This is a genomic window from Viridibacillus sp. KH_047 (assembly GCF_057838945.1).
Map to the genome: position 1 here is coordinate 1,688,302 of NZ_CM174479.1, position 22,643 is coordinate 1,710,944.

Genomic DNA, 22,643 nt, shown 5'->3' on the forward strand with positions numbered 1-22,643 from the left:
AAATGAACGGATAATGAACTAGTTGAGGAGTTTGGAAATTGATGAATATTGTCGTATTTTGTTTATATTTAATTTTTATTTATTATATTGGTTTTAAAGGGTACAAACGTGTTAAAACAGCGGAAGATTTAATTGTAGCAAGCTGGAGTATGCCATTATCAGTTGTAACAGGTAGTTTAATAGCTGCATTATTGGCAGCACCATTCTTCTTTGCAGCGGTCGGTTCAGGCTATACAAGTGGTGGCTTTGAAGGATCGGCAACAATGGGTGGTCTAGGTACATGTATGATTTTAGGAGCTCTAATCTGGACTAAACCTCTTAGAAGATTAAGAGGTTGGACATTAGCAGATTACTACGGCTTAAGATATGGTAGTAAAAAATTAGGTGCGTATACTGGTATAGTAATGGCAGTAGCATTCGGCGTTTTCAATGCTGGTGCTCTAACTGTAGGGGGTACTTATATTATTCAAACCCTCTTACAAATCGATTTTTTACCAGCAGCATTATTGTTTGTTTCTTTAACAGCTCTATATTCTGTAATTGGTGGTTTATGGGCTGTAGCATATACAGAAATCGTTCAGGGCGCATTAGCGATTGCTGGGATTCTAGGAATAGCTGTATTTATCATATTCTACTATCCTGATATTACATTTAACCCTGAATGGTGGAATGTAAATGAATTGTTTAATAGAGGTGGAGTTGAATTCTGGACTCTCTATTTAATATTAGCACTTGGTGATATTCCAGCAGTAGACTTAGGGCAACGAGTTGCAGCGGCAAAAAGTCCACGTGTAGCTCAACTAAGTATGATTATTGCAGGTTCTGTTATTATTGCTATCAGTTGGATTCCGGGCATGTTAGGAGAAGCGTTTAAAACAATTTATCCAAACAGCTCTAATCCTGAAACCCTGATGTTAGCATTTGCACAAGGCTATTTCCCACCACTGTTATCAGCGATATTCTTAACTGCAATGGCAGCGATGGGGATGTCAACAGTTGCAGCATGTTACGTAGCAACATCAGGTATTATTACGAAAAACGTTTATTTAGATTTCATCAATAAAAATCCAGATCCAAAGAAATTATTAATTTTCTCGAGAATTATGATTCTAGTAAGTGCGGGATTAGGTTTAGTATTAGCTGTTAGTGCACAAAAAGTAGTTGGTTTAGCATACTTAGCTTGGGATATTGTGTTTGTAACGATATTCTGGCCAATTGTCTTAGGGCCGTTCTGGAAGCGTGTGAGTACGCCTGCCGTATGGGCGAGTATTTCTATTGGTCTTGTATATTATATTGTTACGTCACTTACTCATGTACCTGGACCGAAAATTGATTCGGATGGTTTTATTGGGTTATTGAATGAGCTATGGTTCAATCCAGGTTTTTCTGGAGTAGTGATTTCTGGGATTACAATTGTCATCATAAGTCTCATAATCCCACCTACACAACATGTTCTTGATATGCATAAAATCGAGAAAGATAAATCACTTGATGAAGTAGGAAGTAAAGAAGAGTTAAAAAGTTTTAATTCAACAAATAACTAAAGGTCAGAGATGGTAGCAGGGCATGCATATGAGCATGTCCTGTTTTTTAATAAATAATGTTTTGTATTCTAAGACATCAACTATTTTTCTAGTAAGAAGTAAAAAAAGACCTTTGTTAGCATCTAAACTGCAATGCTAATCAAAGGTCTCATTCATTTATTTTTAGCATTTCACCCAGCTAAGTCCAATCGTACCTTCACCAGCATGTACGCCAACACATGCACTAAGTGGTAAGACTAACACTTTAAGCTCGGGAAATTCTTGTAATAGTTCATCTCTCCAGGTTTGAGCATCCTTGTCATTGTTACAATTGATGACGGCGACTTCTTTGATATCTGCGTTCTTCATATCGTTCCGAAGTAAATATGTCACATACTTTTTCGCTCGCTTATCAGCTCGAACCTTTTCTTTCATAACCACTTTCCCGTTATCAAATGAAATAACCACTTTTATATTTAATAAATTACTTAAGAATGCTTTAGTACCTGATACACGTCCACTTTTATGCAGTTGATTTAAGCTAGATGGAATGAAAGATAGCTCAGCATTTTCTGTCATTTTTTCAATATGAGCAACAACTTCCTCTATGTCATGCCCCTTATTAACCAGTGTAATTCCGTCTTTAATCATTTTACCCATTGGATATGAGCCGATCTTCGAATCAATTGAGTAAACTTTAAAATTCGCCAATTGTGCAGCAGTTTGAGAGCTTTGGTATGTTCCAGATAAATCGCTAGAAGTATGCACGGCCACAGCACAGTCATAGCCTTCAGCCTTTAATTCTTTGTAAAGCTCGACCATTTCCCCGATAGCTGGCTGTGATGTTTTTGGATGAACTTTAGCGGTACGGAGTTTGTCATAAAATTCATCATGTGTCATATCAACTGTTTCTCTGAAAGCGCCTTCAGAGAAAACTATGTTTAATGGCAAAACATGAACTTTATACTTTTCTATAAATGTCTCGTTTAGCAGTGCAGCTGTATCAGTAACCCAAGCAATCTTCTTAGTCATGTTTATATTTTTCCCCTTTAGATGTAATGTAATGGCGTGTACGTTCGCAAGAAAAGGTGGAACAAACCATCTATTAACGTAAATGTACAACAGGTTAGGAACAAGTTGAAAGTGATATATGTCATATAAAGTCGAAATTTCGGTTTTTGTGACATAATTTGAACATAAATTTCTTTACGGAAAAATAATTTACTAGTGAAAATATTGGATAGGATGTGTTTAATTGAGTGTCGTAGTGTAGCTTTGTGAAAGAGATTGGATATATTTTGAAAGAAGTTTGAGTAAAATCATCGCATGTCTTTAGATTTCATAGAGTTGAGGTGGTTTTTATATTGGATATTTATGTTAATATTATTACGTAGATTGTGAAGAAATGTACCAAAGGGCAGGGGCAGGTTAGTGCTTTCTTGAAAAGGTAGACGAAGCATGTGTTGTTCGTATAATTAGTTTATTGAATAGGGGGAATTTATTTGACTTTAGATATTTTTGAAGGGAATTTAGAAAAATACACTGATCCTGTAAAATATGATGAATTGTATAATCACTATCAGGAAGATTTAGCACTCATTCTAGAGTGTGCCCAAGATAGTAATCAACCGATTATTGAATTGGCTTGTGGAACAGGTCGTTTGACGATTCCAATGGCAAAAAAAGGACATACAATGTATGGAATAGATATTCATGATGGTATGTTAAATCATGCTAAAAACAAAGCCGAAATAGAAAATTTAAACATTCAGTTTATGCAGCAGGATTGCACAAAATTAAATTTACCTATCACTTCACCACTGATTTATATGACAGGAAATTCTTTTCAGCACTTTTTAACAAATGAGAGTCAAGATGATCTGTTTACTTCGGTTAAAGCATACTTACAATCAGAAGGATCCTTTATCTTTGACACTCGTAATCCAATTTTGAAAGAACTAGCCACTGTTGAAGAAACGGTTGAACGAAATACAATTAACGATAAACAAATCGTTATTGAAAAACATCTTGAAGTATATGACCATAGTACACAAATTTTGCATTGTACAACTACAAGTGAAATTATTGAAAATGGTACTTTGATTAGTACAAATAAAGACTCTATTTTGTTACGTTATACATATCCTTTGGAATTAGAGAGACTTCTTAAATCAAATGGTTTTGAATTAGTCGAGCTTTATGGGTCATGGAAAAAGACAAGATTTAATAAAGATAGTGTTTCTATGGTTGTTCATTGCCGTCTTAAAGATTAATGTAACGGTCTTTTGTACATAAGAATAAATATTAATTTTACTAATATGTATTTTAGAAGAAGATACCTGAGCTTTAAATTAACGGAATAATTGAAGTGGTAGAAGTTATTGAAGATTTCTCATAAATATCAATTAAAAGCCTTTATTATAATTATATAACTCTTTTCCCTAACCAATGAGCAAATAAAGCAAGAGGAATTATAAGAAAACCAAAAGGTAGACTTATAATAATGATCTTCCACGTTATGACTTCATTTACTAACAAAGCTTTATATAACACTAAACTGTATGGAAGTATGATTATTAACGAGGTTATCGCTCCTGGAGTTATGGAACGGAAAAATATTGCCTGGCCAAGATGCAGTTTAGTTAAAGAAGAAAACCTTTGTAGGGATGGTAAAATTAGTATTAGGTGGGGAGGGTAGCGTATGATTTCAGAGTTGAAAAAGTTTGAATTCTATAAGTGTAAAGAACTGTTATATGAGCAAGGTCAATTAGAAGCAAAAGCAGTAATTGAAGGAGTAAATCCAGGTCGAGTATTTGTAGATGATATTGATCTGCCTACTTCTGGACTTATTTGGTTAGGTAATAATGATGGCTTTATCTTTATTGGGGATGAAAAAAATGAAGGGTTCAATAACGAATTAAACAATTTTATTGATAAGATAATCATACCAGAAGCGATAAAAGTTGGATTAAATTGGTTTGAAGGTATTGGTAATCACAGTAAATGGAATACAACTATTAAAAAAGTGCTTAAAAGCCGTAAATTAGGAAGTTGGAATCAGAGGGTATATACGTTAAAAAAGGATGATTATAAATGCAACTATGAACTTGCCATTGAACAAGGATATAAGGTTGTGAAAATTTGTGAAACCCTCTTTGAAAACAATGATTACTCAATAAAAAACATTGAATTTTTACACTCCAAAATTTTAGAGTTTTGGTCTTCTTCTGAAACGTTCTTTAGTGAAGGTATAGGATATTGTATGATTTACAAAGATGAAATTGTAAGTATTTGTTTTTCAGGTTTTGTCGTTGGAAATGTACATGCTGTAACCATTGAAACTATAGAAGGACATCGAGGGAAAAAGTTAGCCCAAAAAATAACTAAATCTTTCGTAAACGATTGTCTAAATAATAATATTGTTCCGTATTGGGATTGTATGGAATCAAACAAGCCGTCTATTGCAGTTGCAGAAAATATAGGATTCAAAAATGTATATAACTATATAGGATATGATTTTCCTTTTAAGTAATTTTTACTTCAACTAACGGGGGATTTAGTAGAAGATCGTAGAGCTGTTCAGACAGCTCTTTTTTTATTCAACAAAAGGAACAGGTTACATTAGATATTTTTTGGATATATGGTAATATTTGAAACGTTCTTACCGTCTAAACGTAAATATTAGAAAGGATGCTGAAATACGGATTATAAACATGTGAAAAAAGAGGAGGAATAGATTTGAAAAAGATGGGTCTATTATTTTTAAGTATTAGTTTTATCTTTTTATTAGCAGCGTGTTCGGAAGATGATACTCATACGAAGCAAAGGCTAGTGATTTTGAAGATGTAGGCTTTAAATATAATAATAGCCCGACGATTGTAGTTATTGGTGAAGATCTAGTGATTTTTAATCATGAACCTGAAGGAAAAACAATTATAGATAAAAAAATTGAAGCAGATAATGCCGTTCTGGGAGAGTTTAATGAAATAAGATATAAGAATGTAAAAATTAAAACAAAAAAAGATAAGTATTATATTACTGCTGACGATGGTATATCATTAAAGTTTCAAAAAATAGGGGAACGCATTATAGTTGATGAAGATGGGGTGGAATATTTCACCGATAAATATCCGGAAAAATAGATAGTTTATCCATCCACTTAAAAGATAAATAATATATTGAACTAAAGCAGCGTGTTAACCAAATATTTTTTCCAAATACATACAACAGAACATATATTCGTGTTACAATTTTGTTAATAACTCTATTGTAGGGGGATAAATATGAAATTAAAAAATATCAACTTCGAAGAACAAATGAAACATTATAATGTCCCAGGTATAAGTATTGCATTGCTTGAGAACGGTCAAATTAGCGGAACAGAAAATTACGGTTTACTAGAGGTAGAAAGCGATAGAAGAGTAAATGAAAATTCTATTTTTAGTTCGTGTTCCATTAGCAAGTTCTTAACAGGAATGATTGCTATAAAGCTAATAGAGGAAGGACTTCTTGATTTAGATGAGGATATAAATACTAGACTTGTATCGTGGAAAGTACCAGAAAATGAATTCACTAAAAATAAAAGTGTTACATTGAGAAACTTACTTAGTCATCAATCTGGAATTAAAGACCCTGAAGGTAGTTTTTCTGAACTAAATTCAAAAATCAGGGTTCCTTCAATGGTTGATGTATTAGAGGGGGAAACGCCTTATTGTAATGTTCCTATTAAAGTGCAGTGTGAACCAGAGAGTGAATTTCACTATTCAGATGCAGGTTTTTGTGTTGTCCAGCAACTAATTGAAGATGTTACTGAAAAGCCATTTTATCAAGTGGTGAATGAGTTAATATTTAAGCCATTAAGAATGAATAATAGCCATTTAAATACAACAACAATATTAGAGATGGATAAAAAAGAATTCTCTTGTGGTCATAATAAAAACGGTGAATTGGTAGATGGAAAGCATCCTATAAATCCTTACCCAGCAGCTTCTGGATTATGGACAACTTCTTTAGATTTAGCTCGATTAGTTCTTGAGCTACTGAATGCTCTAAAAGGAGAAAGTAAAATTGGCATTTCAGAAAGATTAGCAAAAGAAATGATAACACCTCAAAAGGGTAAGAGTTGGACTGGATTAGGTGTGTTTCTTGAAGGCTCTGAAAGAGAATTAGAAATTACATCACTCGGTTGGGGAGTAGGCTTTCAATGTATGATGGTAGCATTTTCGCACATAGAAAAAGGGGCAGTCATCATGACGAATGCAGAATTAGGTGTTCATCAAATGGAAGGAATTATAGGAGATATATATAAATCACTTATGTCATAAAAAGCGTTATTTCAAGGGGGGATGGGATGAAGATACAAATAGCTTTAGCGAATCCAACTCAAATATCTGAAGTTATAAATTTCTTCAACAAAAATTTAGATCGTAAAAACAGTGCAGTTTATTCTGAAGAGTTTTTATGTCCTCTTGGAATTAAAGCAGCAATAAGAAGAAATCAAATGATAGTGGCAACAGTAGACGGTAAAGTAGTAGGAGCATTTCGGTTTTACCGAAAAAAAACACAAAACAAAATTTCTTTGTATCAATTTGCGATAAGCGACGTTTATCGTGGTCAAGGGTTGTTAAAAAAGATGTTAAATACGTTAAATGAATTACCTATTGTTGCACTATGTCCTACTGATTCCAATTTCAATGAATATTATTATAAATCAGGTTGGAATTTACAAGAACAAAGTGACGAGTTCAAAAACTGGGTTTTTAGTAAACCAAATTAAGTTTTGTGAACTTTTCACTTCAAAAGTAACGAGTGCGATTGTTCAATAGAGCAGTCGCTTTTGTACTAACGCAGCAGTTTAGTTACAGAAGGTATAATCATTGAAGTAACTTAATGGCTCTTTTTGCTTCTTCAACTAAGAAGCAGGCATGTTGGGATGGACGTCGAAGTAGTTGAAAATAAGTAGAGTAAATAAGTAACGGGACAGTTCGTGTGTTTAGAATAGGATTATGATTTTTGTAATAAGTTAAATAATAAAACACTTTCATTTATAGGGGGATAAAATGGGGGAAACAAATAGTAAATCTATTGCATCACTTGCTCTGGGGATATTATCCATCTTTATACCTTTTGTTGGATTAATCCTTGGCATTATTGGAATTATTTTATCATCTAAAAGTATGAGAGAGATTGACCATTCAAGTGAAAAAGGGAAAGGATTGGCTATTTCAGGTAAGATTTGTAGTATCATAGGAATCTGTATTCAGATTCTTCTAGTTTTACTTATGGTTGTATCAATTGCATCATTTTCACTATTAACCAATGAAGGAAATAATTAAGAAACAGTAATGGGTTTTTTCTTCAAGTAACAGGGGCTTTACTTCAATATGGAGTGAAGCCTTTTTCTTATTCAAGTAAAGGGGCAGGAAAGTTGAATAATAAATGCTATAATTTGGATGTAGACGAAAAGAAAGAGTATTTCGATCATCGATTAGTTGAACAAAGGACAGGGGAAGATATAAAAAATGAAAGAAAAAAAGTTTGATATTTTAATGTTATTTCAAATAATTTTTGCAATCCTTGTAATGTTAATTAGTATTTACGGTAAGGTTACGGAAAACTACAACTTACTACCAATGATGTTCATACTTATGAGTGTAATGTTTCTAATAATAGGATTGCGAGAATATAAAAGAACTCAGAGTTTAGTGTGGGGTATCTTCTATTTGTGCATTTCGTTAATCATTTTATCCTCAGCGGTTCAAGGCATGATTGATTAACATGAAGTAATATTCATCTAAAAGGAAGTTTAGTTGAACAAGGAATTTGTTACATCACGTGTCGAAGAATCATCTCACGTATCCACTCCTTAAATTCATTTCCCTAACTTTTAATTTAGCCATATATGCAATATGGAGTGAAGCCTTTGTCTTCTTCAAGTAAAAGGGCAGTTTAGTCCAATAAGTGGAGAAGCTTAATATGGTTTCAGTTTTGCGCATCCTAAGGGAGCGTTTATTAAAGCCCTCAAAAATCAGCGTTTTGAGAGGGTTTTACTTTATTTAAAAGTTTGTAGATTTGGAGTGTCAACATGTCTCAAACGATTGCTCAAATTCTACGTCATTATAAACAAACGTTTTTCTATATTTACTTATGGGTTGAAATTCGTATAATCCTGTGATGCAACCCTCTATATAAACTTCCCCATACTAAATGATTAATAAGTTATTTGGAGTAATATTTTTTTTTCTACTGTCAATTGAAAAAATACAGTGAGCCAATCGTTCTACCCCTAGTTTAATTTGACTCTCGTTCACTTGAGAGATACTTAATCGAAGGATATTTTCTTTTTTATATTCTGGTAAAAACATCCTAGAGGCATCATCAACATAGACATGCTGCTCGTTTAACATATGAACTACCTGTTTTGCTGTTACATTCTCGGGCAAACTGATGGATAGATAGAACCCTGAAGTCGGTTTAGAAAAATGAGTATTTGCTGGTAGCAATAATTCACATGCTTCCTGAAGGATTTGCATTTTAGTATAGTATACCTCTTTTATTTTTTTGAGATGACTATTAAACATACCACTTTTTAAATAGATTTCTAATGCACCTTGAGAAAGTGTTGAGCTATTAAAATCTGAAGTAAATTTATATCGTAAAAAATTGTTAATCATTAATGCAGGAAGAACGATAGTAGCAATCCTTAACCCAGGAAGGAAAATTTTCGAAAAGCTTTTTATATAAATCACTCTCCCAGAAGGATCAAAAGAAAATAAAGGATCTGATTTTGCATTTGTATCAAGGTCTCCTAAAAAATCATCTTCGACTATATATACATCGTATTTTTCAGCTAATTCCACGATTTTTTTCTTTTCGCTATTCGTATAACTATGTCCAAGTGGATTATGAAATCTCGGAATAACATAGAAAAATTTTATATCATTATTGCGAAAAATATATTCCAAACGGTCAAGGTCAATGCCTTCCATAGTTAACTCAATCCCAAAAGTAGTAACTTGATGCAGATTGATAGACTCAATTATTCCGAAATAACTAGGCTGTTCGATTAAAATATTGTTTTTTCCATTTGGAAAGGGCATAGAAACTAATAAATTTAGGGCTTGTTGCGAGCCAGATACAACGACTAATCTTTCCGGTTGAGTAAACACCTGTAAAGTTTGAAAATATTTCACCAACTGTACTCGTAGTGAGTAAAGCCCTTGTTGATCAGAGTATGTAAAAAGCTCTTCTTTATATTGATCAATTGCTTGATTCATACAATGTTGAAATTCAACGTATGGCATAACGTTTTTGTCTGGACCGGCAGACAAGAAATCAATCACCTCATTTTCATCCGCCGCTTTTTGAAAATCATTCACAACATAGTAGCCGCTTTTAGGAACCGTATAAATTAAATGCTCCTTTTCTAGTTCAGTGTATGCTTTAATAATCGTATTTTTACTACATGAAAAATACTCGGAAAACTGACGAACAGAAGGGAGTTTACTACCTGCAATGAGTGATCCACCTGCTAGTTGATGCTTAATTTCTTCCATTATCTTAATATATTTTGAATTCATATATTAATCCTCCTTTATCTGTACCAGGTCAGATGGGAAAAGAAATGGTTTATTTTCATCTTATGTACCTATTATAATCCTAATTATACCAGAACATTTTTTACGGAAAAGTAGAAAATGATACAGATGTGATACAAAATAAAAAACGGAGGTAGGATAAGATGCAGAGAGAAAGTAGAGAGAAATTCGGATTATTGTTAGGTTTAGTAGGTGTCATTTGTTTTAGCCTAACACTCCCTGCTACAAGTATTGCAGTAGAATATTTTGGGACTACGATCGTCGGTCTAGGAAGAACCGTTGTTGCTGCTGTTTTAGTAGCTGTGATATTGATTGTGAAAAAAGAAAAACTCCCTTCCCTTCGCCAATTCAAAAGTCTACTCATTGTTGCCGTAGGTGCAGTTTTAGGATTTCCTCTCCTTACTTCTTGGGCCATGGAATCCTTGCCTGTTTCTCATGGAGCTGTGGAAGTAGCCCTGTTACCGTTAGCAACAGCCGGATTTGCTATATTTAGAGCAGGTGAACGTCCTTCTCGAAAATTCTGGATTTCAAGTATAATCGGCTCTTTAGCTGTCATTATGTATGCACTTCATCTTGGATTCGGTCAATTACAATATGCCGATTTAGCTTTACTATCAGCAGTGATTATACTTGGACTTAGTTATGCAGAAGGTGGGATATTAGCGAAAGAATTAGGTAGTTGGCAAGTAATTGCTTGGGCAATTATGATCGGCGCTCCATTTTTCATTATTCCAGTTGGGTTACAGCTTACAACTGAAATGCTCCATGCCCCAATGCATGCTTGGGTTAGTTTTATTTATCTTGCAGTAGTGAGTCAATTTCTAGCATACGTTGCTTGGTATAGTGGAATGGCTATGGGTGGGATAGCAAGAGTAAGTCAGATTCAATACTTACAACCATTTTTGATGATTCTATTTGCAACTGTTTTTCTAGATGAATCCATCACTGGGTTCACTCTTGTCACAGCAGTGATTGTTGTCTTTTCTGTTTTAATTGGTAAAAATGCTCCCGTATCCAAAAAAGGAGATGCATCAGAGAAAAACTAACTGTATGTTCAATGGAGATAGCTAAAGAACTCCATATAGCTAATAGAAGGACTAAATGAAGAAGTTGTCATGAATATAGAGAATTGTAGTTAATAAAGCGTTATCCTTTAGAGAAATTATTAATTTAATGATAAGAACAGATTTTGAGAGGAGAAAAAACATGTTTATTCCTGCACATTTTAATATTAAAGACAAGACACTTGCCTTCGACATTATGAAGGAACATAGTTTTGCGACACTTTTTTCTCAACATAATGGATTGCCTTTTGCGACTCATTTACCTTTAATTTTGAACAATGACAATTCATACTTATATGGACATTTTGCTCGTCCTAATCCTCAGTGGAAAGACATCAAAAATCAAACCGTCTTAGCTATTTTTCATGGTCCGCATTGTTATATCTCCCCATCTTGGTATGAGACCAATAAAGCAGTACCAACATGGAATTATGTGACTGTTCATGTTTACGGAGAAGTCGAACTGCTAGAGGATGAACAAGAGTTAATGAACTCCCTACATGATATGGTAGCGAAGTACGAATCTCCTGACAGTTCATACAGTTTGCAAGATGTAAATGCTGAGTTTCTCGCTAGTATGAACAAAGGAGTTCAAGGATTCAAAATAAAAATTAACAAAGTAGAAGGGAAAGCAAAGTTAAGTCAAAACCATTCATTGCAGAGAAAAGAATTAATTGTTAATCAATTGGAACAAATTTCTAATACAGATGAGCAACAGATTTCATTATTAATGAAAGCAAACCTAAAAAAAAATGTTGAATGGTACTGCACTTACAGGAGCGTTAATCAAATAAGGATTAACGCTCTTTTTTGAACTCCCTTTAGATCAATTTGGTGACGGAATATATGGGGTATCTAGCTCAGCCTAAAGGTTATTCGGGGAATCTTTTACTGCGACATCAAGCTCCATCACAATAGCATAGGAGATACTATCTGAAGACGATGATTTTCCAAAAGGCTTTTATCTTAGACGAATAAACGGAGTGTTGTAGCTTCGTGGATACCGTGCTGATCATCTGCATGTGCAGATATTAATGTTTCAGCTTGTTATTTTTATGCCAAAAATCACTTTGTCATAGGTGCAGTTGATACTATTCTTTATTCAAACTATCCATCAGCTAGTATATCTGCATAAGTAAGGACATCATCTCGCCCTAAATTGGGCGAGATGTGTCTTTCTATTCTACATTACCGAACCGGCTAAATACATAAACATGTGGAACTTTTCATCCTTAACATGATAATCAAAATAAGTTCCCGGATCTGTACAGTAACCAATATTTTCGCTTTGTGTAATTTGAAATCCATTAACTAATAAATTCTCCTTTATGTAATTTGGATATAAAATGTGTTGGTGAGAATCTGGATATATGGATGAAATATTTCTCAATGATTTAGACGAGTTGTCATAATAAGAGTACCCCCCAACAATGATTGAATCGCTGTGGAAACAGTTTTTTAGAATATGTATGGGAAACTGTGGGTTGAGTAATGAAAAATCATTTGTCGTGAAACTGTCCACAAAAACATCGATGCTAAAGGGTTTCAATGGCAGGTTTAAATCAGAATTCAAAATATAAAGTACGTTAAGCTTAGGATTGATACCCTCAATCCTTTTTCTAACCTTCTTGAGCATCGCAAGTGAGTAGCCGGTGAATACATAGGATGCACTCATATCAAAATTACCAATATATTTGGGTAGTGTCACAAAAGCATCAATGTTGGTTTCCACAATTAATTTGTTTTTCAAATCTATACTTTGCAGTGCTTTTTGAAACCAAAAGTTACCTTTTTCAAATAAATTTATCATACTGTGATTCATCTCTTTAATTGTTTGTATGTCGTAAAAATAGGACGGATATGGAGAAGTCTCATACAAGTTCGCGGTGATGATAATACCTTCTTCAATAACTGCTTCGTAACCACAAGTACAAGTTAAGCATCCTTTTTGAATGGAATTATTTTTAATCGACACATCTTTCATTTCAAGTGGGATGCGGCATTTTGGACAATAGAGAATATTTACAAAGGCTAGCGGGACTCCTGTCAAATTTTCCTCTTTGGATGCAGGATAACTGGGACGAACCGATTTTTCAATTAATTGGATTGCCTTTGACAATTCATTTTTTTTCTGGATTAGCTGGTTTTTTTTATCAATTAGCAAGGTATTGTAGTAGTCTATATCTTCATGGTCCATGAAATTTGTAACACGCTGATACGATAGTATTTGTTGAATTTCCTGAAGTGAAAAATGGAATTTTTTTAGCTTAGTAAGAAAAGTCATATCATCGTGGCATGATTGATTCATTTGATACTGGGTGTTTTTTTTGTCCGGAAGTAACAAACCAAGTTCGATGTAATAACGAACAGTATCATTTGATACATGGAAAAATTTTGCGAATGTACCGATTTTCATATATGTCCCCCCTTAATAAAAAAGTGGAGTTACTCCATTTTTTTATGAAAATAAATCTGAAAAATGAACAAAAGACTATTGACTTTGAGTTAGCTCCAAACATTATGATAATTCCATTAAGTCTGAATATTCGGAATGGTGTTCACAGTATTGTAACATATCAGTCAATAAAGGAGAAGATATACTATATGGATAAAATGGATCGAATGGATACGCTTTCATTGTGGAAAGCGACTGAAAACAGCTATATAAAAGAAAAGTCTCTTGAAGGAAATATAGAGGCAGATGTTGTCATTATTGGTGCAGGATTTACAGGACTTTCTTCTGCGTATCATTTGCAAAAATTAGGGCGAAGTGCTCTTGTCCTTGAACAAGAAACGATTGGATATGGTGCCAGCGGTCGTAACGGTGGAATGGTATTACCAGGCTATAAACCAACGATGCAGGAGCTTTCTAAAAAATATGGACCTGTCGAAGCGAAACAACTAAATGATCTTTCATTGCTTAGTGTTCAACTAGTAAAAGAAATCATTGAAGAGCATCAAATTAACTGTGATTTTAGAAGGACGGGTCATATTGTAGCAGCTTACAAGGCAAAACATTTTGAAGAACTGAAAAATGAAAGCGTATACTTAAATGAAAGTTTCGGATATGAATCAAGTGTGCTTGATAAAAGTCAGCTACATCAAGAGATTGATTCTCCACTTTATCATGGCTGCTTAGTTGACGATTCAAGTTACTCATTCCATCCGCTGAACTATGCAATTGGTTTGGCAGAAGCTGCTAAATCAGTTGGCGCGAAAATCTTTGAGCATTCAAAAGCATTATCGATTGAATATGGTCAAACAAACGTGAAAGTTGTAACAGAAAAAGGGGTTGTTACTGCGAAGAATATTATCGTGGCTACAGATGGCTACTCCGGAAAAATCATAAATGAGTTAAACAAAGGTGTACTCCCTATTTCAGCACGTATTATTGCTACAGAACAGCTTCCTGAAGCACTGTTAAATACCGTCATTCCTAAAGATCGTATGGTTTTCGATACAAGCAATTTTCTATACTATTTCCGTCGTACACCTGATAATCGAATGGTTTTTGGGGGGGGAGATATCCGACCAAACTTAGGAGATAGTGTCTATCAAAGTGTTTATGATGCTATGGTTAATACTATGCCGAAATTGGCTGGAAGCAAGATCGATTACCAATGGGGTGGATTTATTGGAGTAACTAGAGACACTTTTCCAGTGTTAGGTAGATCAAAAGAAGGTGCCTATTTTGCAACAGGTTATTCTGGACATGGAGCATCGCTTACCACTTTGTTCGGTAAGTTATTGGCTCAATGGATTGTTACAGGAGATGCAGGAGGATATCGTTTTGAAAAGGAACGTCTAAAAACATTCCCATTATATAATCAAAAAACGATGTTGGTAAACATTGCGCATTTAGGGTTCAAAGTGCTAGATATGATTGGGTAAAGGAGAGATACTAATGAAAATTAATATGTTTATTGATGGAAAATGGAAAGAAGCGTTGTCAGGTGCAAGAAAAGACATTTTAAATCCAGCAACTGGAGAGGTGATTGCGTCGTCTGCTAGTGGAACAGTAGAAGATACAAAATTAGCAATCAAGGCAGCTCGTGTAGCGTTTGATAGCGGCATCTGGTCAAATTTATCAGCAGATGAAAGAGCAAATTATCTTTATAAGATAGCAGATCGTCTTGAAGAAAAGGCGGCAGAAATAGCACTCTTGGAAACGGAAAATAACGGTAAGGTTATCCGTGCAACGACAAATGTGGATATTCCCGCTACTATTCAAATCTTCCGCTATTATGGAGACCAGATCAAACTTATTAAACAGAAATCCTATAACCGCGAAGATTCTTCGGAAACGATTATTACTCAGGAACCGATAGGTGTTTGTGGTTTAATTGTCCCATGGAATTTTCCACTTATGATAGCTGCTCAGTCTATTGCTCCGGCCCTTGCCGCAGGAAATACAGTTGTACTTAAGCCTGCTGAAATCACTCCTGTAAGCGCATACAAATTATTTGAAATTTTCGAAGAGGTCGGTCTTCCAGCAGGTGTGGCCAACTTGATTTTAGGACCTGGATCCAAAATGGGGAACGAGCTTGCTGAGAGTTTTGAAGTTGACCAGGTGACCCTTACCGGCGGAACAACAGCGGGACAAAGCATATTGCGAGCTGCTGCTGGCAATATGAAAAATGTCACGCTTGAGCTGGGGGGGAAATCACCACTAATAGTATTTGAAGATGTGGATTTTGAAACGGCAGTCGATAATGCAATGTTTGGCATTTTCCACAATGCGGGTCAAGTTTGTACAGCCGCCTCACGTTTACTAGTACATGAGACTATTTACGATAGATTTGTAGAGAGATTGGCAGAACGTGCAAACAAAATTGTAGTTGGCAATGGGGAAAGTGAGGCCATTGAAATGGGGGCACTTACAAGTGAGTCCCATATGAATGAGGTTTTACAATACATTAAAGTTGGAATTGAAGAAGGCGCAAGATTAGTATGCGGTGGTAATCGCATAACAGAAAATGGGCTTGATAAAGGATTTTTTGTCGCTCCAACGATTTTTGCAGATGTAAATTCGAACATGCGTATTGTTAAGGAGGAGATTTTTGGTCCAGTTCTTGTTGTAGACAAATTTAAAGATGAGGAAGAGGCAATCCGAAAAGCGAATGATTCCATTTATGGATTAGCGGCTGCTGTATTTACTGAAGATATGGATCGCGCAAGACGTGTGGTTAGTAAATTACGATCAGGAATTACCTGGATAAACGCTTATCACTTAGCTTATATTGATAGCCCTTGGGGAGGGTATAAGCAAAGTGGAATTGGCAGATCATTGGGTACTGCTGGACTGGAACACTTTATGGAATTGAAGCAGATTAATATTCATCAGAAAGCTAACCCTGTAGGCTGGTATGCAAATTAATGGCTTACCTTGCTAATAAAATTGAATATATAGGAGGATATACCTGTGAAAATTGATGGAAATCGTCCCTCGTTAAAGACAAATCAAGCTGATGCAATAAATAACTTGGAGAATGATTCAATGCTGGGAACAAAGAGTATTCCCTCACTGTATTTACGGTTTGCTTTAGCAGGAATTATGGCTAACTTGATTCTTGGAGTTGTAGCCATTATTGATGGCTATTTCGTCAGCCATTTTTCGGTTTTAGAAATGGAAGGGATCGGTATTGGTTTCACAGTTATGGTTATTACTCGTATGATGGGGGTTCTTTTGGGAATAGGAGCAGGAGCAGTTATTTCTCTCCGACTAGGTAAAGGAAAGATAGATGAAGCCAGATCAATAATGGGTCAAACCCTGTGGTTCACACTATTCTTTTCTATTTTGATAACTGTAATAGGATTGGTCTTTGAAAATGAGTTGATGATATTATTTGGGGCAAACAGTGAGTCTCTCCCTTATGCGGTGCAATACAGCCGTCTTTTATGGATTTCACTGCCTATAACGATATTAGCTGTTGTACTTAGTATTTTAACTAATATCGACGAAAAACCTATATTATCCATGAACAGTTGGTTATTGGCTGCTGTTGTTGCCGGAGTTACAGAATGGGTGATGGTCACGAAATTTGACATGGGAATGATGGGTTCCTCATGGGCCAATACGATTGCGCAATCGATTCCTGCTCTACTAATATTTTATTTCTGGTTTGGTAAAACAAAACTGAAGCCAAAAATGCAAGATATTAAGATTAAACTAAAAAATATCGGTGAAGTGGTTTGGACGGGATTTGCCTCTTTCTCAGGGCAACTTATGATGTTTTTTGCCATAATTTTCTTTAATAATTTACTTCAAAGCTACGGTGGTGGGCTACATGTTGCCGCTTTCACCATTCAAAACGGCTATGTAACAAACCTGCTTGCCTTAGCAGCGCTCGGTGGAATGACAGGACTTCAACCAATCATTAGTTATAATTACGGTGCTGGTAATTATGATCGTGTTAGAGAGGCAATAAAGTTCGGACTCATTTTTACGACAACATTCTTTGTAATTATTACAGCTATCCTCATCATTTTTGCAGAACCAATAGTGACATTTTTCTCTGGCGGAGATCCAGAATTACAACAACTAGGCATCTGGACGACAATCGTTTTTAATTTAATGTTTACATTTAATGCAATTAGTATGCTTATCTCCGGCTATTACGAAGCACAAGGGAGAAACTGGACGGCAACATTTATCAATGTAAGTAAAATGCTATTGTTTGCGTTCCCGTTTTTATTTATCTTTCCGAGATTCTGGGGTGTTGAAGGTATCTGGTACTCAGGTCCCGCTGCAGAAATTCCTGGTGTTCTTATCGCCCTTTATTTTATAAAAAAGGAATTCAAATCTTTAAAAGAAATGAGTATGAAGAAGGAGTATGAAGAAGGTAAGTTTATAGACACTCTGCTAACCTATCAAACGAAAGAGAGATGATAATAGTGTTTTTTGCGAGAGAATTAACAGATGAAGAAGCTAAACAACTAGGTGTTGATACGTGGGAACCATGGATAGGTGACACGGATAAAGGAATGTGGCACCTAGAAGAGCAGGAGGTTTTCTATGTAACAGATGGAGAAGTATTTATTACCGTTGACGGAAAAAAATATCAACTTACGAAGGGATGGGTAGCCTCTTTAGCTAAAGGTCTTGTCTGTGAATGGGATTGTCCTGTCTTTGTAAAAAAGAATTTTATATTAAACTCTGAAATTGATTTGAAATAAATATTGGAGGTTTACAATGGAGGTAACAAAAGTGGAAGCTGAAATTGTATTTGTAAATGGAGAAGTTATCACAGTAGATCAAAAGAATACTATAAAAGAGGCTGTAGCTGTTAAAGATAATCGCATTGTCTTTGTAGGTTTAGATCGTGAGGTTAATAGTTTCATAGGGGAAAAAACGAATGTTATTGATTTGCAAGGAAAAACACTTCTTCCCGGATTCATAGATTCTCATATTCACCTTACGTTTTATGGGTTGAATCAGCTGGCGATAAATTGTAAAGCTGAACATATCGATTCCATTGAGGTTTTATTGGATGATTTGAAGAAGAAATCCTTAGAAACGCCTAAGGGTGAATGGATACGGGCTGTTGGATTTAATGAAACCGCTGTAAAGGAAATGCGATATCCGACAATCGCTGAGCTGAATGCAATTTCAGTAGAACACCCTATTATGATATCGCGTACTTGTAACCATATAAGTGTCTTAAATAGTAAAGGACTTGAACTAGCGCAAATAAACGAAAATACACCAGATCCTGCTGGGGGGGTTATTGAAAGAGATCTGGAAGGAAGATTGACAGGAAAATTAATTGAAGCAGCAAATATGGAAATGAGCGAGGTTGCAAGTTATACAGAAGATGAACAAAGACAGGCTGTGAAAATTGCATCAGATCATTTCATTGCTTCGGGCATAACAAGTGTACATGAGGCTGGAGGACAAGGTCCTGATAGTTTTCGCATACTGCAACAGGCTGTGAAAAGCAGGGATATTCGTGTCAGAGTATACGCAATGATATGTCAGATAAATAACTCCCAAGAATTTGTTCAAAAAATGGTGGAATCTGGTGTGGTAACTGGTACAGGAGATGAAAGATTTAGAGTAGGACCGGCAAAAATGTTTACAGATGGGAGTAGCACTGGACCTACCATTGCGACCCGTGAGCCATACGACAGTGACCCAAACAATTATGGCATTCTTTATAAAAGTGAGGAAGAAATTTACCGAGTTTTAGGAGAAGCGCATAAAAAAGGATATCAACTCACTGTACATGCACAAGGTGATAAAGCCATTGAAATGTATTTAAATTGTGTAGAAAAGGCGATGGAGGAATCACCAAGAAAAAACCATCGACATCGGATTGAACATGCGGGAATCTCATCGCCAGATTTACAAGAAAGAATGAAAAAACTTGAAATTATACCGATTCCAAATCCTCCATTTCCGTATGAATTCGGAGAGATTTATGTTAGGCATTACGGTGATCGCGTTCAACATATGTACGCTGTCCGTGATTTTATTGATCAGGGGATCATAGCAGCAGGTGGATCAGATGCACCAGTTACTGATATTAACCCATTATTAGGAATTCATGTTGCTGTTAATAGAAAAAGCCAATCGGGTATGGATATTGGTTCCAGTCAATCCGTAAGCGTTATGGAGGCTATTAAACTATACACATGGAACGGTGCTTATGCGAGTTTTGAAGAAGATATAAAAGGGAGCATAGAGGTTGGGAAGTTAGCTGATTTGGTTATCCTTAATAACAGCATTTTAAATATCAGCCCAACCCAAATTAAAGATATAAAAGTAGAAACAACTATGATCGATGGGGAAATTATCTATTATAATGAAAATTTTGTGTAACTAAATCGAGTATAGATTATTAAATTATCACACGTGTTGAAGCACTCACTTAGGTTCGTTACGGAGAACCGTATCATAAGTAAGTATGGTTTTTAGAGGAGTATCATTCACATATAAGAATGATGCTCTTTAATTTTGTTTTAGAACAAGCCAAAATCTAAAAAAGCCGAAAAATATGTAAGTGGTGAGTAAAAACTTACATATTTTCGGCCGATTAATTTTATTCTTAAATAGGTAATTGCCTCATGTGATTATCTTTAAAATTTAGATTAAATCAAGCTTGGATGTAACTTTCCCGCAAGACGTTTCGCAATAATGGGGTCGGTTCACCTACACTGTAAAGTTGTAAATGATGCATAGCTCTAGTACAGGCGGTGTAGAATGCTCTGCGAAGGCTTTCATCGCCATATACTTGCTCTGATGCATCATAAATAATGACAGCGTCGAATTCGATGCCTTTAGCCAAATACGACGGTATGACAACAACTCCTTGTTCATATTCAATCGAGCCGCTTTTCACGAGCTTAATATCGTCGATGTGAGACAAGGCTTCGAATGCACTCTTACTTTCCTTAGATGATTTACATATTATCGCAATACTGTTATAACGTTGACTTCGCAAAGTTGCAACTTTGGATGCGATGCAGTTGTGCAGTTCAGTGTGATTGAGCAATTGTGTCAGCACGGGTAGCTCACCGTCGCGTTCGAATGGGATAATCCCTTCGCCGTTAGGTACTAGTCTGCGTGTAAATTCGATAATCGGTTTTGTGGATCGGTAGCTGCGTGTCATGTTAATTACTTCCGTTTCATCCGGTCCGTATAAGCTCATAAGTGCGTGAAAATCATCCATTTCACTTGCATGGGCGAATATTGCCTGATTAAAGTCACCTAGCACAGTCATTTTTGCCGAAGGAAATAAACGCTTTAGAAACTCGAATTGAAACGGTGAATAATCCTGCGCCTCGTCAATAAGTATGTGCTTTATCGAACCGTTTGTCTGGAAGCCTTGAATCATCTCTTTCATAAATAAGAACGGAGTAGCATCTTCATAAGATAGTTTGCTTTCATCCAGCATTTTCAGCGTTGCTTGACAAATCTCCGCCCACTCCGCGGGTGTTTCTCCATCTATCCACTGTTTGATCTGCAGGGGTTCAGCAAAAAGCTGCTTATATATTCCTTTAATGTCGATGAAACCAAATGTTCCGACTCGTTTACGTAACGGCTTCAATTTCTGTTGAACAATCAATCGGGCAATTACTTCAGGCTCAACCTCATAATCAGCAATCGATTCTCCTGTAAAGCCGCGTTTTTTTGCTAAGTAGGTATGGACCTTGTGGTATTCCTCGTCACTAAGTAGCTCGATTTTTTCCTGTACCCACGGCTTAGTCAGTTCAGCCTTTTGAGTTTCGCTGATTTTCTTAACTAGCCAATCTTTTAACTTTTCAAGTCTATTATGGAAGCGGAGTGAAGTGTCGTTACTATAAAACCTTTCTGCTATTTGCTCCGCAGTAACAATCGGTTCTCCTCTGAAGATCATGTCCTTGAATATCATTCCAGAGAACTCTAACGATTTCATATATAATTCGATCGCATTGAAAAAAAGAGGTGATGCTTTGAATCGAATGCTCGCAACCCTTGACTTGTAGGAAGGGGTGTTCGTAGCAGTTAAAACATATTCCAATTGCTCGTAGGGATTTTCAACTTGAAACTCTTTACTCAGCCGATGGTCTAAGTATTCCTGAAATGTAACCTGCTGCATATTCTCTTCTCCAAGTTCTGGAAGAACATTAGATACATAACTGTTAAACATCGAATTTGGTGAAAATAGAATTATTTGATCAGCATTCATACTATCTCGATTTTTGTAGAGTAAAAAAGCAATCCGCTGCAGGGCGGCCGATGTCTTGCCACTGCCAGCTGCACCGTGTACAATAAGCAGTTTCCCACGATCATGACGGATGATTCGATTTTGCTCCTGTTGAATCGTAGCTACTATATTGTGCATATGTTTATCTGTGCCTTTGCCCAGTACCTGTTGTAAAATCTCGTCTCCAATGGTAATACTCGTATCGAACATGGATTGAAGAACACCTTCACGGATAAGATATTGCCCCTTTTTCTCCAAAATGCCTTTGATTTCACCCTCAGGTGTCGCATACTTAGCTGGTCCAGTCTGGTACTCATAGTAGATACTTGAGATAGGTGCCCTCCAGTCATATATAAGAAATTCTTCGCCACTTGCATCTGTAAGTGTGGAAATTCCAATATAGATTTGTTCCTGAGCAGATTCTCCTTCTTCAATGAAATCGATTCGGCCGAAGTAGGGAACCTCCTTCATACGTCGAAGCGTAGACAATTGCTTAGATACATGTCGATCGGTGCTTTGACTTACAGTTAGAGCTTGAGCCTCTTGTCTCAAGCCGATGATGGTCTCAAGATAATCGTCAAAAGTATCAAGATTCACTTTGACTTCATCAAAGAAGTGTTTGCGTATATTAACCAGTTCGTTTTGACGTCGAGAAGTTTCTTCCTCTAATTTGCAGATGCGCTCCGTTATTGTCTCTATTACACTGTCCACACGTTTTTGCTCCTGCAGAAATTCTGAACCCATAGCAACCACTCCTTATAAAAATTGGAT

At 35.8% G+C, this 22,643-nt stretch carries 20 protein-coding genes and 1 pseudogene; 16 read left to right on the top strand and 5 right to left on the bottom strand.

Going from position 1 to position 22,643, the window contains the following annotated elements:
* Positions 1–41 precede the first annotated feature (41 nt).
* Entirely contained in the window at positions 42–1,544 is a 1,503-nt protein-coding gene (locus AC3IS5_RS08520; RefSeq protein ID WP_489427843.1) for a sodium:solute symporter family protein, read from the top strand.
* Between the two features lie 162 nt (positions 1,545–1,706).
* Here the strand turns inward: AC3IS5_RS08520 and AC3IS5_RS08525 are convergent, their stop codons facing one another.
* Complete coding sequence (locus AC3IS5_RS08525) at positions 1,707–2,555, bottom strand: DegV family protein (RefSeq protein WP_489427404.1); 849 nt, start codon at positions 2,553–2,555, stop codon at positions 1,707–1,709.
* A 470-nt stretch (positions 2,556–3,025) separates the two neighbouring features.
* Here AC3IS5_RS08525 and AC3IS5_RS08530 point away from each other — a divergent pair, with 470 nt between their 5' ends.
* The gene (locus AC3IS5_RS08530; RefSeq protein ID WP_489427405.1) at positions 3,026–3,796 is read left to right on the top strand and encodes a class I SAM-dependent methyltransferase; all 771 of its coding nucleotides are present in this window, start codon (positions 3,026–3,028) and stop codon (positions 3,794–3,796) included.
* 151 nt (positions 3,797–3,947) lie between these two features.
* Here AC3IS5_RS08530 and AC3IS5_RS08535 read toward each other — a convergent pair whose 3' ends face one another.
* A complete protein-coding gene (locus tag AC3IS5_RS08535) occupies positions 3,948–4,229 on the bottom strand; it encodes an HXXEE domain-containing protein (RefSeq protein WP_489427844.1) in 282 nt (93 codons plus the stop codon).
* On the opposite strand from AC3IS5_RS08535, the gene AC3IS5_RS08540 reads away from it, so the two are divergent.
* The 6 genes from AC3IS5_RS08540 to AC3IS5_RS08565 all read left to right on the top strand — a co-directional run bounded on the left by AC3IS5_RS08540 (position 4,225) and on the right by AC3IS5_RS08565 (position 8,299).
* Positions 4,225–5,055 carry a GNAT family N-acetyltransferase gene (locus tag AC3IS5_RS08540; protein ID WP_489427406.1) on the top strand — a complete coding sequence of 277 codons (831 nt, stop codon included), beginning with the start codon at positions 4,225–4,227 and terminating at the stop codon, positions 5,053–5,055. The two genes, AC3IS5_RS08535 and AC3IS5_RS08540, sit on opposite strands and share 5 nt — an antisense overlap.
* A 367-nt stretch (positions 5,056–5,422) precedes the next feature.
* Positions 5,423–5,665 (top strand): hypothetical protein, encoded by a 243-nt coding sequence (locus tag AC3IS5_RS08545; RefSeq protein WP_489427407.1) that lies wholly within the window; start codon positions 5,423–5,425, stop codon positions 5,663–5,665.
* A 141-nt stretch (positions 5,666–5,806) separates the two neighbouring features.
* Positions 5,807–6,847 carry a serine hydrolase domain-containing protein gene (locus AC3IS5_RS08550; RefSeq protein WP_489427408.1) on the top strand — a complete coding sequence of 347 codons (1,041 nt, stop codon included), beginning with the start codon at positions 5,807–5,809 and terminating at the stop codon, positions 6,845–6,847.
* A gap of 26 nt (positions 6,848–6,873) precedes the next feature.
* Positions 6,874–7,299, top strand: coding sequence for a GNAT family N-acetyltransferase (locus tag AC3IS5_RS08555; RefSeq protein ID WP_489427409.1), 426 nt, complete (start codon positions 6,874–6,876; stop codon positions 7,297–7,299).
* Positions 7,300–7,582: 283 nt separating this feature from the next.
* Positions 7,583–7,858 (top strand): DUF4190 domain-containing protein, encoded by a 276-nt coding sequence (locus AC3IS5_RS08560; protein WP_489427410.1) that lies wholly within the window; start codon positions 7,583–7,585, stop codon positions 7,856–7,858.
* A gap of 312 nt (positions 7,859–8,170) precedes the next feature.
* A complete protein-coding gene (locus AC3IS5_RS08565; protein WP_489427845.1) occupies positions 8,171–8,299 on the top strand; it encodes a DUF3953 domain-containing protein in 129 nt (42 codons plus the stop codon).
* Between the two features lie 426 nt (positions 8,300–8,725).
* Here the strand turns inward: AC3IS5_RS08565 and AC3IS5_RS08570 are convergent, their stop codons facing one another.
* Positions 8,726–10,102, bottom strand: a complete 1,377-nt coding sequence (locus tag AC3IS5_RS08570; protein ID WP_489427411.1) for an aminotransferase-like domain-containing protein — start codon at positions 10,100–10,102, stop codon at positions 8,726–8,728.
* Between the two features lie 161 nt (positions 10,103–10,263).
* Here AC3IS5_RS08570 and AC3IS5_RS08575 point away from each other — a divergent pair, with 161 nt between their 5' ends.
* From AC3IS5_RS08575 to AC3IS5_RS08585, 3 genes and pseudogenes are all read left to right on the top strand, one after another.
* Entirely contained in the window at positions 10,264–11,166 is a 903-nt protein-coding gene (locus AC3IS5_RS08575) for a DMT family transporter (RefSeq protein ID WP_489427412.1), read from the top strand.
* A 160-nt stretch (positions 11,167–11,326) separates the two neighbouring features.
* Positions 11,327–11,998: an FMN-binding negative transcriptional regulator gene (locus AC3IS5_RS08580; protein ID WP_489427413.1), complete on the top strand. Its 672-nt coding sequence runs from the start codon at positions 11,327–11,329 to the stop codon at positions 11,996–11,998.
* Positions 11,999–12,211: 213 nt separating this feature from the next.
* Positions 12,212–12,319: pseudogene (locus AC3IS5_RS08585) on the top strand (GNAT family N-acetyltransferase); the annotation flags it as partial.
* Between the two features lie 48 nt (positions 12,320–12,367).
* On the opposite strand, the gene AC3IS5_RS08590 reads toward AC3IS5_RS08585, so the two are convergent.
* Positions 12,368–13,600: a MerR family transcriptional regulator gene (locus tag AC3IS5_RS08590; protein ID WP_489427414.1), complete on the bottom strand. Its 1,233-nt coding sequence runs from the start codon at positions 13,598–13,600 to the stop codon at positions 12,368–12,370.
* Between the two features lie 188 nt (positions 13,601–13,788).
* On the opposite strand from AC3IS5_RS08590, the gene AC3IS5_RS08595 reads away from it, so the two are divergent.
* From AC3IS5_RS08595 to AC3IS5_RS08615, 5 genes are read left to right on the top strand one after another with little or no spacing between them, the layout of a single operon-like run.
* Positions 13,789–15,075 (top strand): NAD(P)/FAD-dependent oxidoreductase, encoded by a 1,287-nt coding sequence (locus AC3IS5_RS08595; RefSeq protein ID WP_489427415.1) that lies wholly within the window; start codon positions 13,789–13,791, stop codon positions 15,073–15,075.
* 13 nt (positions 15,076–15,088) lie between these two features.
* On the top strand, positions 15,089–16,561 hold the full coding sequence (locus AC3IS5_RS08600; protein ID WP_489427416.1) for an aldehyde dehydrogenase family protein: 1,473 nt from the start codon (positions 15,089–15,091) through the stop codon (positions 16,559–16,561).
* A 45-nt stretch (positions 16,562–16,606) separates the two neighbouring features.
* Complete coding sequence (locus AC3IS5_RS08605; protein WP_489427417.1) at positions 16,607–18,073, top strand: MATE family efflux transporter; 1,467 nt, start codon at positions 16,607–16,609, stop codon at positions 18,071–18,073.
* Between the two features lie 5 nt (positions 18,074–18,078).
* Positions 18,079–18,360 (top strand): cupin domain-containing protein, encoded by a 282-nt coding sequence (locus AC3IS5_RS08610; protein WP_489427418.1) that lies wholly within the window; start codon positions 18,079–18,081, stop codon positions 18,358–18,360.
* A gap of 16 nt (positions 18,361–18,376) precedes the next feature.
* Entirely contained in the window at positions 18,377–20,005 is a 1,629-nt protein-coding gene (locus tag AC3IS5_RS08615; RefSeq protein ID WP_489427419.1) for an amidohydrolase, read from the top strand.
* A 274-nt stretch (positions 20,006–20,279) separates the two neighbouring features.
* Here the strand turns inward: AC3IS5_RS08615 and helD are convergent, their stop codons facing one another.
* A complete protein-coding gene (gene helD, locus AC3IS5_RS08620; protein ID WP_489427420.1) occupies positions 20,280–22,616 on the bottom strand; it encodes an RNA polymerase recycling motor HelD in 2,337 nt (778 codons plus the stop codon).
* Positions 22,617–22,643: the final 27 nt, after the last annotated feature.

Coding starts and splice junctions, on each gene's coding strand:
- AC3IS5_RS08520 (WP_489427843.1), top strand. CDS start 42: ATGAATATTGTCGTATTTTGTTTATATTTAATTTTTATTTATTATATT.
- AC3IS5_RS08525 (WP_489427404.1), bottom strand. CDS start 2,555: ATGACTAAGAAGATTGCTTGGGTTACTGATACAGCTGCACTGCTAAAC.
- AC3IS5_RS08540 (WP_489427406.1), top strand. CDS start 4,225: ATGATTTCAGAGTTGAAAAAGTTTGAATTCTATAAGTGTAAAGAACTG.
- AC3IS5_RS08550 (WP_489427408.1), top strand. CDS start 5,807: ATGAAATTAAAAAATATCAACTTCGAAGAACAAATGAAACATTATAAT.
- AC3IS5_RS08555 (WP_489427409.1), top strand. CDS start 6,874: ATGAAGATACAAATAGCTTTAGCGAATCCAACTCAAATATCTGAAGTT.
- AC3IS5_RS08560 (WP_489427410.1), top strand. CDS start 7,583: ATGGGGGAAACAAATAGTAAATCTATTGCATCACTTGCTCTGGGGATA.
- AC3IS5_RS08565 (WP_489427845.1), top strand. CDS start 8,171: ATGAGTGTAATGTTTCTAATAATAGGATTGCGAGAATATAAAAGAACT.
- AC3IS5_RS08570 (WP_489427411.1), bottom strand. CDS start 10,102: ATGAATTCAAAATATATTAAGATAATGGAAGAAATTAAGCATCAACTA.
- AC3IS5_RS08575 (WP_489427412.1), top strand. CDS start 10,264: ATGCAGAGAGAAAGTAGAGAGAAATTCGGATTATTGTTAGGTTTAGTA.
- AC3IS5_RS08580 (WP_489427413.1), top strand. CDS start 11,327: ATGTTTATTCCTGCACATTTTAATATTAAAGACAAGACACTTGCCTTC.
- AC3IS5_RS08590 (WP_489427414.1), bottom strand. CDS start 13,600: ATGAAAATCGGTACATTCGCAAAATTTTTCCATGTATCAAATGATACT.
- AC3IS5_RS08595 (WP_489427415.1), top strand. CDS start 13,789: ATGGATAAAATGGATCGAATGGATACGCTTTCATTGTGGAAAGCGACT.
- AC3IS5_RS08600 (WP_489427416.1), top strand. CDS start 15,089: ATGAAAATTAATATGTTTATTGATGGAAAATGGAAAGAAGCGTTGTCA.
- AC3IS5_RS08615 (WP_489427419.1), top strand. CDS start 18,377: ATGGAGGTAACAAAAGTGGAAGCTGAAATTGTATTTGTAAATGGAGAA.
- helD (WP_489427420.1), bottom strand. CDS start 22,616: ATGGGTTCAGAATTTCTGCAGGAGCAAAAACGTGTGGACAGTGTAATA.